Genomic DNA, 13562 nt, shown 5'->3' with positions numbered 1-13562 from the left:
AAGCTTAACTGAATGCCGCCTAACGCGGCCTGGCCGCCCGCTGCCTAGCCGCGTGCCATGCCCGCCAGCCCAGCAACGCGGCCAGCACGCCGCCGTAGAGCCAGACCTCGGCAAAATCGTTCTTGCCCGCCTTGTGCAGCCAATAATGCACGATCGCCAGCACGCCCACGGCGTACACCGAGCGGTGCAGCGCCTGCCAGCGCGGGCCCAGGCGGCGCATCCAGCCCCGCGTCGAAGTCAGGGCCAGCAGGGCCATCAGCGCAAAGGCGGTCAAGCCCACCGTCACGAAGGGCCGCTGCAGGAAATCGGCCCACATGCCTGCAGCGCTAAACCCCTGCTCCCAGCCGGCCCAGGCCAGGCAGTGCAGGCTGGCATAGAAGAAGGCGAACAGCCCGCACATGCGCCGCAGCCGCACCAGGGCCGGCGCGCCCAGCAGCCTGCGCAGCGGCGTGACGGCCAGCGTCGCCAGCAGGCACACCAGCGTCCAGGTCCCGGACGAGCGCGTCAGGAATTCCACCGGGTTGGCGCCCAGCCCGCCTTGCCAGCCCAGCCAGAACCAGCGGGCCAAGGGAAACAGCCCCAGCGCGAAGAGCAGCGGCTTGAGCCGGTCCACCGTCCGGGCATCGAGGGCGGCCGGCCTAGCGATGCCCATGCCGCTTCAGTAGTTGGCCCGCAGGTCCAGGCCCTGGTAGAGCGAGGCCACCTGCTCGGCATAGCCGTTGAACATCAAGGTCTTGCGCTTGGGCGCGAACAAGCCCCCTTCGCCGATGCGCCGCTCGGTGGCCTGGCTCCAGCGCGGATGCGGCACCTCGGGGTTGACGTTGGCGTAAAAGCCGTACTCGTGCGGCGCCGCGCGCATCCAGCTGCTGGGCAGCGGCTTTTCGTGCAGGCGTATGGCCACCAGCGACTTGGCCGACTTGAACCCGTACTTCCAGGGCACGGCCAGGCGTACGGGCGCGCCGTTCTGCTGGGGCAGCACCTTGCCGTACAGGCCGAAAACCAGCATGGTCAGCGGATGCATGGCCTCGTCCATGCGCAGCACCTCGGTATACGGCCATTCGAGCACCGACGACTTCAGCCCGCGCATGTTCTCGGGCTGCATGGCGGTGACGAACTCGACGTACCTGGCGTTGCCGGTCGGCTCGACCTGCTTGAGCAATTCGGACAAGGAATAGCCGACCCAGGGAATGACCATGGACCAGCCCTCTACGCAGCGCAGCCGGTATACGCGCTCTTGCATGGGCGCCAGCTTGAGCAGGTCTTCGAGCGCGAAGCTGCGCGGCCGGGCCGCCTCGCCCTGCACGGCGACGGCCCAGGGATCCAGGCGCAGGGCCGCGGCATGGCGCGCCGGATCGCCCTTGTCGGTGCCGAACTCGTAGTAGTTGTTGTAGGAAGTGACGTCCCGCTCGGGTGTGGGCGCGTCCATGACCGCGTAGCGCGGATCGGGCTTGCCGGGCAGCGGCGAGCCCGGCGCCGGCGCCGCCATCGCCCGGCGGTGCGCCCAGGAGGGCGCGCCCAGCGCCAGGGCCGCGGCGCCGGCGCGGGCGATCCACTCGCGGCGCGCCTGCCAGACTTCGGGCGGGGTGATTTCGCTGGACGGCACGGCCGGGATCTTGAATTTCGACATCGCAGGGCTCCGAAAGGAAAGCGACCGGCCGCGCGGGCCATACCGTCGTGGTCCTTGGACAAGCCGGCGCGCCGCCGGTTCCCGCCGCGCCCCCGCACACGGCGCGGCGGCGCGGGCATCCGGCCTGCCGCCCCGCCCGCTCAGGCCGCCACGCGCGGCAACAGCCACTCGCGCAGGCCCGCCACGTCGTGCACGATGGCCTGCGGCGCACAGGCCAGCAGCTCCTTGTGCTCGTGCGCGCCGTAGGTCACGCCTAGCGCATGCACCCCGGCGTTGGCCGCCATCTGCAGATCGTGCGAGGTGTCCCCGATCATCAGCACCTGCGCGGGCGGCACGTCCAGCTCTTGCATGATCTCGTGCAGCATGGCCGGATGCGGCTTGCTGAACGATTCGTCGGCGCAGCGGGTGGTCTCGAAGCGCGGCCCCAGGCCGGTGGCGGCCAGCACGCGGTTCAGGCCCACGCGGCTCTTGCCGGTGGCCACGGCCAGGCGGATGTTGCGCGCGGCCAGGTCCTCCAGCAGCCCCGGGATGCCCTCGAACAGGCGCAGCTCGGGGTCGCGCGTCAGGTAATGGATGCGGTAGCGCTCCAGGAAGCGCGGCATCAGGGCGGCGGTCAGCCCGGGCACGGCGCGGCGCAGGGCGCTTTCCAGGGACAGGCCGATGACCCAGCTGGCGGCCGAGGCCGACGGCACGGGCAAGTCCAGGTCCCGGCAGGCCGCCTGGATGGCGGCCACGATGCTGTGGGTGGAATCCATCAGCGTGCCGTCCCAGTCGAACACCACCAGGCTGTAGGACTGGGCGCTAAGGGGCGTCATGGGCGTCTTTCTCCAGTTGATCGAGCACGGCCTGGCACGCCGCAGGCAGCTCGGCCCGCAGGTGCAAGGGCTCCGCGCCCAAGGGATGATCCATTTCCAGGCTGAAGGCGTGCAGGAACATGCGGGCAAAGCCCTGCTGCGCAAAGGCGTGGCGCGTGGCGTCGCGGCCGTACTTGTCGTCGCCCACGATGGGAAAGCCGCTGGCGGCCAGGTGCACGCGGATCTGGTGCGTGCGGCCGGTGCGCAGCTCGGCTTGCACCAGGCTGAACGCGCCATAGCGGCGTTGCAGCGTAACCACGGTATGGGCGAACTGCCCGGCCTCGTCCACCCGCACGCGGCGCTCGCCGCTGCGGGTGGTCCATTTAAGCAGCGGCAGCCGGATGTGCTGCCGGTCGTTGACCCAGTCGCCCTCGACCAGCGCGTAATAGCGCTTGCGGCCCCGGCCCTCGCGCAGCATTTCATGCAGGGCCAGCAGGGCCCGGCGGTTCTTGGCCAGCATCAGCAGGCCGGAGGTTTCGCGGTCGAGCCGATGCGCCAGCTCGAGAAAGGGCTGGGCCGGCCGGGCGGCCCTGAGCTGCTCGATCACGCCGAACGAGACCCCGCTGCCGCCATGCACCGCCACCCCGGCCGGCTTGTCCACCACCAGCAGGGCCTCGTCCTCGTAGACCACCGGGAATTCGGTGCCGGGCACGGGGCGGGGTTGGCCGGGGTCGGGCAGGCGCAGGGGCGGGATGCGGACCACGTCGCCGCCGGCCAGCCGGGTCTCGGCGCTGGCCCGGCCCTTGTTCACGCGCACCTGCCCCCCCCGGATGGCCTTGTAGAGATGGCTTTTGGGGACGCCCTTGCACTCGCGCAGCAGGAAGTTGTCCAGCCGCTGGCCGGCATGTTCGGCCGAGACCTCGACCAGCCGCACGGCCGGCGCGGCGCCGGCCGCCGGCCGGCGGGGATGGCCCGGGGACGGGCTCTGGGGAGGGTCTTCTTTGCGCATTGCGGAAAGCGGCATATAATCATCCAGCCTGAAGGGGCTGGATATAGCCGCCCGGCGTAGAGATGCAATTATGTTGGCGTCTCCGTCCGGAGCGCGGGCCGTCATTGTACCGCCGCCGAATCCCGCCCCAGGGGCACTTGGTCGTCGGCCCAGCCGCGGCTGCCATTGGCGATGTAGCACTTAGGCCCGCCACGATACGCAGCCCCCGTTGCCGGCCGAACGCGGCTCTGAACTCAAAGCAAGAAAACGTCGTCACAATGCATGCAGCAGATGCGTGCGATATTTCCCGCATCTGTGTTCTTACAGCAACCTTTCTCGTCAAAAACACAACCCGTGCGCCTGACCCCCCTGCTGACCGAACCCCGCGCCTTAGGGCGTGCCGTGCCCGCCTAGACCACCGTCGGTGGCGCGGGCAACCGCGCCACCCGCTCTTGCCTGCTTCAGCCCCGCACACCGAGTGACCCGAGGCGATGCGCCGATTTCGGCGCGTCTGACCATGGAGATCATCACTCATGAAGCGCATGCTGTTCAATGCAACGCACCAGGAAGAACTGCGCGTTGCCATCGTCGATGGGCAAAAGCTCATCGACCTTGACATAGAAACCGCCGGCCGCGAACAGCGCAAAGGCAACATCTACAAAGGCGTCATCACCCGCATCGAGCCGGGCCTGGAAGCCTGCTTCGTCAACTACGGCGAAGACCGCCACGGCTTTTTGCCCTTCAAGGAAGTGGCGCGCAGCTACTTCAAGGAAGGCGTGGACGTGCGCAGCGCCACCATCAAGGAGGCGCTGCACGAAGGCCAGGAGCTCATCGTCCAGGTCGAGAAGGAAGAGCGCGGCAACAAGGGCGCCGCGCTGACGACCTTCGTATCGCTGGCCGGCCGCTACCTGGTGCTCATGCCCAACAACCCGCGCGGCGGCGGCGTCTCGCGCCGCGTCGAGGGCGAGGACCGCCAGGAACTGCGCGAGACGATGGACCAGCTGCAAGTGCCCCAGGGCATGAGCATCATCGCGCGCACCGCCGGCATCGGCCGCAGCGTCGAAGAACTGCAATGGGACCTGTCCTACCTGCTGCAGCTGTGGAACGCCATCGACGGCGCGGCGCGCGAGAACGCCGCGCCCATCCTGATCTACCTGGAATCGAGCCTGGTCATCCGGGCCATCCGCGACTATTTCTCGCCCGAGATCGGCGAGATCCTCATCGATACCGACGACATCGCCGACCAGGCGGTGGCCTTCATGAGCGTGGTGATGCCGGACAACGTCCAGCGCGTCAAACGCTACCGCGACGACATCCCGCTGTTCTCGCGCTTCCAGATCGAGCACCAGATCGAGACGGCCTATTCGCGCACGGTCGAGCTGCCCTCGGGCGGCGCGGTGGTGATCGACCACACCGAGGCCTTGGTGGCGGTGGACGTGAACTCGGCGCGCTCGACCCGCGGCGCCGACATCGAGGAAACGGCCCTGCGCACCAACCTGGAGGCCGCCGACGAAGTGGCCCGCCAGTTGCGCCTGCGCGACCTGGGCGGGCTGATCGTGATCGATTTCATCGACATGGAGGACAGCAAGAACCAGCGCGCCGTCGAGAACCGCCTGCGCGATGCCTTGCATTTCGACCGCGCCCGCGTGCAGATGGGCAAGATCTCGCGCTTTGGCCTGATGGAGCTTTCGCGCCAGCGCCTGCGCCCGGCCCTGAACGAGGGTTCGCACGTGACCTGCCCGCGCTGCAACGGCACCGGCGTGATCCGCGACGCCGAATCCAGCGCGCTGCACGTGCTGCGCCTGATCCAGGAAGAGGCCATGAAGGAGAACACCGCGGCGGTGCACGCCCAGGTGCCCGTCGAAGTGGCCACCTTCCTCTTGAACGAGAAGCGCGCCGACATCGCCAAGATGGAGGCCCGCCTGAAGGTCAACCTGGTGCTGATACCCAACAAGCACCTGGAAACCCCGCACCATCACCTGGAGCGCCTGCGCCACGACGATCCGCGCCTGGAGCAGACCCGCGCCAGCTTCGAGCTGGCCGAGGCGCCGGCCACCAACGTCGCCTGGACGCCGCGCGAGCAGGAAATCAAGACCCGCCCCGAAGCGCTGGTCAAGGGCATCACGCCTGCCCAGCCGGCGCCCGTCTCGGCCCCGGCTCCGGCGGCCGAGGCGCCCGCCGCGCCGGCAGCCGCCGCCGCCGGCGGCCTGGGCGGCCTGTTCAAACGCATGATGCAATGGCTGGGCGGTTCGCCGGCGGCCAGCGCCGAGCCGGCCGCTGCCCAGCCGGCCGCCACGCCGCGCGAGAAATCGCGCCGTGCCGATGGCCAGGAACGCGGCCGCGGCGAAGGCCGCGAACGCTCGCGCAACCGCCGCGGCGAGCGCCGCGAAGGCCCGGCCGCCGTTGAGGCCGCGGGCGAGGACACCGCTCGGCGCGGCAGCCGCGGCGGCCGCCGCCAGGAGGCCGAACGCGACACCACGACGCGCCAGCCCGCCATCGCGCCGGCCGATCCGCAGGCGATGGCCGAGGCCGGCGAAAACGGCCGCTCCGGCCGCAGCCGCCGTGGCCGCAACCGCGGCCCGCGCCGCGAGGAAGCCGCAGGCGCCACGGCCGTGGCGCAATCGCAGGAAGACATGGTCGCCGCCCTGGCCCAGAGCATCGACGAAGCGGTGCCGGCCAAGACCGCGGCGGCGCCCGAGCAGCCGGTGACCGAGGCCGCGCCCCAGGCTGGCGCCCGGGACGAGACCGCCGCCGATGCCGCCCTGGCGCTGCACCCGGCAGCCGACGACCAAAACGGCGAGACCGGCGACCCGGAACGCAAGCGCCGCCGCCGCCGCAGCCGCCGGGGCCGCCGCAGCGGTGAAGAGGCAGGCGCAGGCACGCAGGACGGTTCGGCCGACGAAAACCGCGCCGAAGGCCAGGCGCAGGCCGAAGACGATGCCGGACAAGCGCCGGCGCCGACCATCCCGGCATACGCTCCGGCGGTTGCCGTGCCGCTGGCCGCCGAAGCTGCCGCGCAGGCGCAACCGCCTGCCGCCGAGCCGCCCGCCGCGCCCGAGCCGGTCTCGACCCTGGTGGATCCGGCCCTGCGCGCCGCGCAGACCGCCGAACCGCCAGCAGCGCCCCAGGCCCCGGCCGAGGAGCCGGCCCAGGCCGCCGAGGAACGCGCCCAGGCCGAGCCGGCCCAGGCCGCGGTCCCCGCCCAGCCCGAAGCGCAGGCCGATACGCCCGCGCAAGAGCAAGCCGGCGAACCGGCCCAGCCTGACCAGCCCCTGCCCTTCCCGGCCGAAACCGTGACGGCCACGCCGGCCAGCACGGAACAAGCGCTGGCCCAGGCCGAACCGGCCCTCGTCCCGGCCGCGGGCGATCCGCTGGCGGCACCTGCCGCCACGACCCAGCCGGCCACCCCGGCACCGGTCCAGGCCGAACCCGCCGCTGCCGCCCAAGCCGAGCCAGCCGCCGCTGCTGCCCAGGCCGCTCCTGTCCAGGCCGCTCCTGTCCAGGCCGCTGCCATCCAGGCCGCTACCGCCCAAGCCGGGCCGGCCGCGTCCGGGGCCGAGCCCGCGCCCAGCCAGCAGCGCCTGCACGAGGTGATCGCCGCCGCGGGCCTGCAATGGGTGGAGACTGCGCCGGGCCGGGCCGAAGCCTTGCAAGCCAGCCTGGCACAGGTGCCCCCGCCCAAGCTGGGGCGCGCCCGCAAGCCGCAGCCGCCCATCTCCAACGCCCCGCTGGTGCAGGTCGAGACGCTCGGCAAGTAGTAGCCGCCGGGCACGCCAGGCGGCCGTGCTGCCGCCTGGTGCTGCGCGCACGCCGCCCTCGCATGGGCGGCGCATGAAAAAAAGCCCGCTGTCGCGGGCTTTTTTTCGGCGCAAGCCGGTGCCGATCAGAACTGATAGGTATAGGTCAGCTGCAGCACATCCAGGCCCGGATTGGGGCGCTTGATGCTGGCATTGGAGAAATGCGAGTAGCGAATGCCGATGCGGTTGGCGTCGTTGATGAGGAAACCCGCGCCGATGTGGTCGCCGAACTGGAAGGCCGTGCTGATGGCCTCGTCGGCAAAGCGGGTGCTGGTAAAGACGGTGGCGCCGATGCCTGCCTCGATATAGGCGCGCTCGCTGGCGCCGATCCACCAACGGAACATCGGGACGGCATTGAACTGCCACACGTGGCCGGGGCTGCGAGAGCCGTCGGCCTGCCAATAGGCCACGCCCAGTTCGCCCACCAGGTCCAGGCGGCCCCAGTCGCTGCCGAAGCGGTGGGTCCAGAACGACGGCGTTTCGTAGTTCACGCCCAGGCGCTTGTAATGCTCGCCCACGCCGGCGTGGACGCTGATGCCGCCCTGGGTGCCTTGCGCCGGTTGGGCCTGGGCAGCGGTGCCCAGGCCTGCGGCGGCGGCCAACAGCCCCAGGCCCGCCAGCGCGCGCGGGATGCCCAGGCGCTTGCGGGCGGCGGCCAGGCCGCGAAGGCCGTTCTTGTTTTTGTGCATGATCGAAGACTCTCCAACAATGAGTGTTCGGCCTTGGGGGCACGCCGTCACCATGACGGCGTGCCCCCAAGGCTCATGCCCGCAAAATTAGCAGAAAAAACCCGCAGCCGCCTGCAAGACCCCTGGGGCGTCAGGCCGATACGGCTTCCACCGGCTGCTTGGTCAGCAGCGCCAGCAGGCGCGCCAGTTCCTCGCGCAGCTGGCGGCGGTCCACCACCATGTCGATGGCGCCTTTTTGCAGCAGGAATTCCGAGCGCTGGAAGCCCTCGGGCAGTTTCTCGCGCACCGTCTGCTCGATCACACGCGGGCCGGCAAAGCCGATCAGGGCCTTGGGCTCGGCGATGACCACATCGCCCATGAAGGCGAAACTGGCCGACACCCCGCCCATGGTGGGATCGGTCAGCACGCTGATGAAAGGCAGGCCGGCGGCCGACAGCCGCGTGAGCATGGCGTTGGTCTTGGCCATCTGCATGAGCGAGAGCAGGCTCTCCTGCATGCGCGCGCCCCCGGAGGCGGCCACGCAGATGAAAGGCGTCTTGTTATCCAATGCCGCCTGCACGCCGCGGGCAAAGCGCTCGCCCACCACCGAGCCCATGGAGCCGCCCATGAACTCGAACTCGAAGCAGGCCAGCGTGGTGGCCACGCCCCGGATGCTGCCGCTCATGACCACCAGTGCGTCGCTCTCGCCGGTCTGCTTGGCGGCCTCGGCCAGGCGCTCGGGATACTTGCGCGAGTCCTTGAACTTGAGCGTATCGACCGACCGCACGTTGCCGCCGATCTCGACCCGGCCCTCGATGTCCAGCAGCGAATCGATGCGCGCGCGCGCGCCGATGCGCATGTGGTGGCTGCACTTGGGGCACACGTGCAGGTTGGCGGCCAGGTCCTCGTTGTACAGCACGGTCTCGCACGACGGACACTTGACCCACAGGCCTTCGGGCACGCGGCGCGAAGCCTGCTCGTTGCTGGTCTTGTTGATCCGGGGAGGCAGGAGTTTTTCGATCCAACTCATGGTGATGACTCGTTATCGTTTGGCCGAAAGCGGTTCGGTTATGCCGGCGGCGCGGCGGGTTCAGGCCGGCACGCCAGGGCGGTCGGCAACAGGCTGCAGCGCCTGGCGGATGGTCTTGAGCCAATCGGAAGCGGCTTGCGCGGCCGTCTCGGCCTGCTGCGCGGGCGGCACGTCCCGCAGCGCCTGCTCCATGGTCTCGATGAGCTTGCTGCCTATCACCACGGCATCGGCCACCGCGCCGATGCGCTGCGCCGTCTGCGCGTCGCGGATGCCAAAGCCCACGCCCAGCGGCACCTTGATGTGGCGGCGGATGTCGGCCAGCCGGGCGGCCACGTGCTCGGTGTCCAGGTGGCCGGCGCCCGTCACGCCCTTGAGCGAGACGTAGTAGACGTAGCCGCGCGCGATCCGGGCCAAGGCCTGGATGCGCGCCTCGGTGGAGGTGGGCGCCAGCAGGAAGATCGGCGCGATGCCGTTCTCGTCCAGCAGGCGCGCGAACTCGTCGATCTCTTCGGGCGGGTAATCGACCGACAGCACGCCGTCCACGCCGGCCTGGCGGGCCGCCTGCGCGAAGGCCGCCTGGCCCATGCGCTCGATGGGATTGGCATAGCCCATCAGCACCACCGGCGTATCCGGATCGCTTGCCCGGAACTCGGCGACCATGCGCAGCACGTCCTTCAGGCCCACGCCCTGGGCGATGGCGCGCTCGGCGGCGCGCTGGACCACCGGCCCGTCGGCCATGGGATCGGAAAACGGCACCCCCAGCTCGATGATGTCGGCCCCGGCGGCCACCAGGGCATGCATGATGGGCACGGTGGCGGACGGGGACGGGTCGCCGGCGGCGATATAGGGGATCAGGGCGGCCCGGCCCTGTTGGCGGGTCGCCTCGAAACGGCGGGCGATGCGATCGCTTGCTTGGCTCATGGAGTGGGCTTTCAGAGTTGGATGCCCGCGCGCTCGGCGACGGTATGCATGTCCTTGTCGCCCCGCCCCGACAGGTTCACCAGGATGATCTTGTCGCGAGCGAGCGTGGGCGCGAGCCGCACGGCGTGGGCGATGGCATGGGCGGACTCGAGCGCGGGCATGATGCCCTCGATGCGGCAGCAGTCATGGAAGGTCTTGAGCGCCTCGTCGTCGGTGACATGGACATAGCTGGCCCGGCCGCTGTCCTTGAGCCAGGCGTGCTCGGGCCCCACGCCCGGGTAGTCCAGTCCGGCCGAGACCGAATGCGTCTCGGTGACCTGGCCGTTCTCGTCCTGCATGACGTAGGTGCGGTTGCCGTGCAGCACGCCCACCTGGCCCGCCGTGATGGAGGCGGCGTGCAGGCCGGTGTGCAGCCCCTGCCCGCCGGCCTCCACGCCCACCAGCTGGACCTCGGGCAGCGCCAGATAGGGATGGAAGATGCCCATGGCGTTAGAGCCGCCGCCCACCGCGGCCACCACCACGTCGGGCTGGCGGCCGGCGAACTCGGGCATCTGCGCGCGGCATTCGTTGCCGATGACCGACTGGAAGTCGCGCACCATCATGGGGTAGGGATGCGGGCCGGCGACCGTGCCGATGATGTAGAAGGTGTTCTCGATGTGGGTGACCCAGTCGCGCATGGCTTCGTTCAGCGCATCCTTGAGCGTGCGCGAGCCGGACTCGACCGGCACCACCTGCGCGCCGAGCAGCTTCATGCGATAGACGTTGGACGCCTGGCGGCGCACGTCCTCGCTGCCCATGTAGACCACGCACTGCATGCCGTAGCGCGCCGCCACCGTGGCCGTGGCCACCCCGTGCTGGCCGGCGCCGGTCTCGGCGATCACGCGCGGCTTGCCCATGCGCCGGGCCAGCAGGGCCTGCCCGATGCAGTTGTTGACCTTGTGGGCGCCGGTGTGATTGAGGTCTTCGCGCTTGAACCAGATCTGCGCCCCGCCCAGCTCCTCGGACCAGCGTCGGGCATGGTAGACCGGCGTGGGCCGGCCCACGAAATGGCGCAGCTCGTGCTGGAACTCGCCGATGAATTCGGGATCGTTCTGGTAGCGCGCATAGGCCGCGCGCAGCTCGTCCAGCGCGTGCATCAGCGTCTCGGCGACAAAAACGCCGCCATACGGACCGAAATGGCCGCGCGCATCGGGAAAATCGTAGGGTTTCAAGCGGGCTTCTCCTGCTCGGCGCCAGGGGCGGCCCAGGCCGCGCCGGCCTGAACACCGGATCCCGCAGTCCGGCCCGGCCCTGCCCGGCCGCTGGCGCGCCCAGGCCCGGCAAATGTTTCAACCAGACTGCAACACGCCATTTTAGCAGCGCGGGCCGCCGCCAGCCCAGGCGGCGCGCCGGCCCCTAGCGGCGCACGACCGAAACCACGCCCGCGACCTCGCCGATGGCCGACAATGCCCGGGCCAGTTGCGCGCCGTCCCCCACCTCGACGGTAAAGACCATGTGCGCCAGCGACTGCCGGCTCTGGGTGTTGACGCCCACCACGTTCAGGCGCAGCCGCGCAAAAACCTCGGACAGGTCGCGCAGCAGGCCCGGCCGGTCGTGGGCGCGCACGCTGACGTCCACCGGATAGACCGAACCCTCGGTCTGGCCCCAGGCCACGTCGATGACGCGCTCGGGATGCCGCTCGGCAAGCGCCGCGTAGCTGTGGCAATCGGCGCGGTGTATGGACACGCCCCGGCCGCGGGTGACGAAACCGGCGATGCGGTCGGGCGGGGCGGGGCGGCAGCAGCGCGCCAGCTGCGTCATCAAGGCGTCGACGCCCACCACCAGGACCCCGCTCTTGCCCGGCGCGCCGGTGGCCGCGCGGCTGGCGTGCGGCACCACGGCATCGGGATCGGCCAGGGGCTGGGCCGGCTGCTGGAACAGCGCGTCGATCTGGCGCAGGCTGAACTCGTCCTTGGCCACCGCCACGTACAGGTCGTCGGCCCGGGCAAAACCCAGCTGCTGCGCCAATTGCTCTAGCTTGACCGCGGTCTTGCCCAGGCGCTGCAGCTCCTTCTCGACCAAGGCCTGGCCCTGGGTGATGCGCTGCTGCAGCTCGATGGCGTTGAACCAGGCCCGCACCTTGGCGCGCGAGCGGGGACTGGCCAGAAAGCCCAGTTGCGGATTGAGCCAGTCGCGCGAGGGTCCGCCGGCCTTGGCGGCGATGATCTCCACCGTCTGGCCGGTGGCCAGGCGCGTATGCAGCGGCACCATCTGGCCATCCACGCGCGCGCCGCGGCAGCGGTGTCCCAGGTCGGTATGCAGGTAATAGGCGAAGTCAACCGGGGTGGCGCCGGCGGGCAGCTCGATGACGCGCGCCTGCGGCGTGAGCACGTAGATGTGCTGTTCGTGCGCGGCCTGCCCGTGCGGCGGCGCGCTGCGTCCCTGGGCGTCCAGCTCGTTGTTCCAGGCCAGCAGTTGCCGCAGCCAGGACAACTGCCGGTCGTACTCGCCCGCCGCGCGCGTGCGCCCGCCCTGCTTGCCTGACTCCTTGTAGTGCCAGTGCGCGGCCATGCCGTACTCGGCATGCTGGTGCATGGCCTGGGTGCGCAGCTGCACCTCGAAGGGCTTGCCGTCCTCGTCGGTGACCACGGTGTGCAGCGAACGGTAGCCGTTGGGCTTGGGCCGCGAGATGTAGTCGTCGAACTCCTCGGGCACCGGCTGCCACATCTCGTGCACCAGCCCCAGCGCGGCGTAGCAGTCGCGCTCTTCGGGCACGATCACGCGCAGGGCGCGCAGGTCGTACAGCTGCGAGAAGGCCAGCCCTTTCTGGCGCATCTTGTTCCAGATGCTGTAGATGTGCTTGGGGCGCCCGCTGACCTCGGCCTGGATGCCGGCGCGGGCCAGCGCCTGGCTGAGCGTCTGCACGGCGCGCGCGATGAAGGCCTCGCGCTCGGTGCGCTTTTCCTCCAGCAGGCGGGCGATGTCGCGGTATTGGTCCGGCTCCAGGAAACGAAAGGCCAGGTCTTCCATTTCCCACTTGATCTGCCAGATGCCCAGCCGGTTGGCCAGCGGCGCATACAGGTCCAGCGTCTCGCGGGCGAAGGCTGGGTCGCAGGGCGTCTTGGACTGGGCATACCAGCGCAGCGTCTGCTGGCGCGAGGCCAGGCGCATGAGCACGATGCGCAGGTCGGCCGCCATGGCCAGCAGCATCTTGCGCAGCATTTCCTTTTGCGCGCCGCTGTCGGCCGCGCTGTCGCTGGACTGGCGCGCGGCCGCGCCCAGGCGCACCAGGGCCCGGCTGCCCTGCACCAGCTTGCCCAGCTCCAGGCCGAACTGCCTGGCGATGGGATCTTCGCGCAGCGCCGGCACCGGCGCGGACAGGTCCACCGGCAAGGTGGCCAGCACGGCGGCCGCGCGGGTGGCGGTATCGGTGCGCAAGCCGGCCAGGATACGCACCACGCCGGCGGCGTGCTCGGCCAGGGCCTCGCCGGTGGGCGAACAAGCGCCTTCCAGTTGCGGCGCCACCCAGGCGCAGGCGCGCCGCAGCAGGTCGGCGCCGGCCGGATCCAGGCCCGCGCCGGCCTGCGCGAACCATTGCGTATCGAAAGGCGCCGGCAAGGCGCCGGCGTCGTCGTTCACCATGAAGTCAACGGAAAGAAAAAAGCCCGCTGCGCCTTGCCCGCCCAACAAGCAGGCACTACCGCAGCGCAAATTTCCCTACACTCTACACCAGCGCCCGGCCCGATTTGCGGCCGGCG

10 protein-coding genes are annotated in these 13562 nt (G+C 70.3%); 1 reads left to right on the top strand and 9 read right to left on the bottom strand.

Translation table 11 applies throughout. The features are described 5' to 3' along the window. Positions 1 to 19: 19 nt before the first annotated feature. The 4 genes from V8Z80_RS13875 to V8Z80_RS13860 all read right to left on the bottom strand — a co-directional run bounded on the left by V8Z80_RS13875 (position 20) and on the right by V8Z80_RS13860 (position 3445). Positions 20 to 652 carry a sulfite oxidase heme-binding subunit YedZ gene (locus V8Z80_RS13875; protein ID WP_336062386.1) on the bottom strand — a complete coding sequence of 211 codons (633 nt, stop codon included), beginning with the start codon at positions 650 to 652 and terminating at the stop codon, positions 20 to 22. Positions 653 to 658: 6 nt separating this feature from the next. Continuing rightward, the gene (gene msrP, locus V8Z80_RS13870; RefSeq protein ID WP_336062385.1) at positions 659 to 1627 is read right to left on the bottom strand and encodes a protein-methionine-sulfoxide reductase catalytic subunit MsrP; all 969 of its coding nucleotides are present in this window, start codon (positions 1625 to 1627) and stop codon (positions 659 to 661) included. A gap of 140 nt (positions 1628 to 1767) precedes the next feature. Further along, positions 1768 to 2442, bottom strand: coding sequence for an HAD-IA family hydrolase (locus tag V8Z80_RS13865; RefSeq protein WP_336062384.1), 675 nt, complete (start codon positions 2440 to 2442; stop codon positions 1768 to 1770). After that, positions 2429 to 3445 (bottom strand): RluA family pseudouridine synthase, encoded by a 1017-nt coding sequence (locus V8Z80_RS13860; protein WP_442951978.1) that lies wholly within the window; start codon positions 3443 to 3445, stop codon positions 2429 to 2431. Before V8Z80_RS13860 ends, V8Z80_RS13865 begins: the two co-directional genes overlap by 14 nt. A gap of 497 nt (positions 3446 to 3942) precedes the next feature. Here V8Z80_RS13860 and V8Z80_RS13855 point away from each other — a divergent pair, with 497 nt between their 5' ends. Next, positions 3943 to 7167 carry an Rne/Rng family ribonuclease gene (locus V8Z80_RS13855; RefSeq protein WP_336062383.1) on the top strand — a complete coding sequence of 1075 codons (3225 nt, stop codon included), beginning with the start codon at positions 3943 to 3945 and terminating at the stop codon, positions 7165 to 7167. Positions 7168 to 7292: 125 nt separating this feature from the next. Here V8Z80_RS13855 and V8Z80_RS13850 read toward each other — a convergent pair whose 3' ends face one another. The 5 genes from V8Z80_RS13850 to V8Z80_RS13830 all read right to left on the bottom strand — a co-directional run bounded on the left by V8Z80_RS13850 (position 7293) and on the right by V8Z80_RS13830 (position 13446). Further along, complete coding sequence (locus V8Z80_RS13850) at positions 7293 to 7895, bottom strand: acyloxyacyl hydrolase (protein WP_155194958.1); 603 nt, start codon at positions 7893 to 7895, stop codon at positions 7293 to 7295. Between the two features lie 130 nt (positions 7896 to 8025). Beyond that, positions 8026 to 8904, bottom strand: coding sequence for an acetyl-CoA carboxylase, carboxyltransferase subunit beta (gene accD / locus V8Z80_RS13845; protein ID WP_336062382.1), 879 nt, complete (start codon positions 8902 to 8904; stop codon positions 8026 to 8028). A gap of 60 nt (positions 8905 to 8964) precedes the next feature. Then, positions 8965 to 9825 (bottom strand): tryptophan synthase subunit alpha, encoded by an 861-nt coding sequence (trpA, locus tag V8Z80_RS13840; RefSeq protein WP_336062381.1) that lies wholly within the window; start codon positions 9823 to 9825, stop codon positions 8965 to 8967. 11 nt (positions 9826 to 9836) lie between these two features. Next, positions 9837 to 11036, bottom strand: coding sequence for a tryptophan synthase subunit beta (gene trpB / locus V8Z80_RS13835; protein ID WP_155194955.1), 1200 nt, complete (start codon positions 11034 to 11036; stop codon positions 9837 to 9839). Between the two features lie 184 nt (positions 11037 to 11220). Further along, complete coding sequence (locus tag V8Z80_RS13830; protein ID WP_155194954.1) at positions 11221 to 13446, bottom strand: RelA/SpoT family protein; 2226 nt, start codon at positions 13444 to 13446, stop codon at positions 11221 to 11223. Positions 13447 to 13562: the final 116 nt, after the last annotated feature.

The sequence above is a fragment of the Orrella sp. JC864 genome (assembly GCF_037026685.1).
Classification (GTDB): Bacteria; Pseudomonadota; Gammaproteobacteria; order Burkholderiales; family Burkholderiaceae_B; genus Orrella.
Note: the sequence above shows the minus strand (reverse complement) of the source record. Positions and strands in the feature narration are given on the sequence as shown.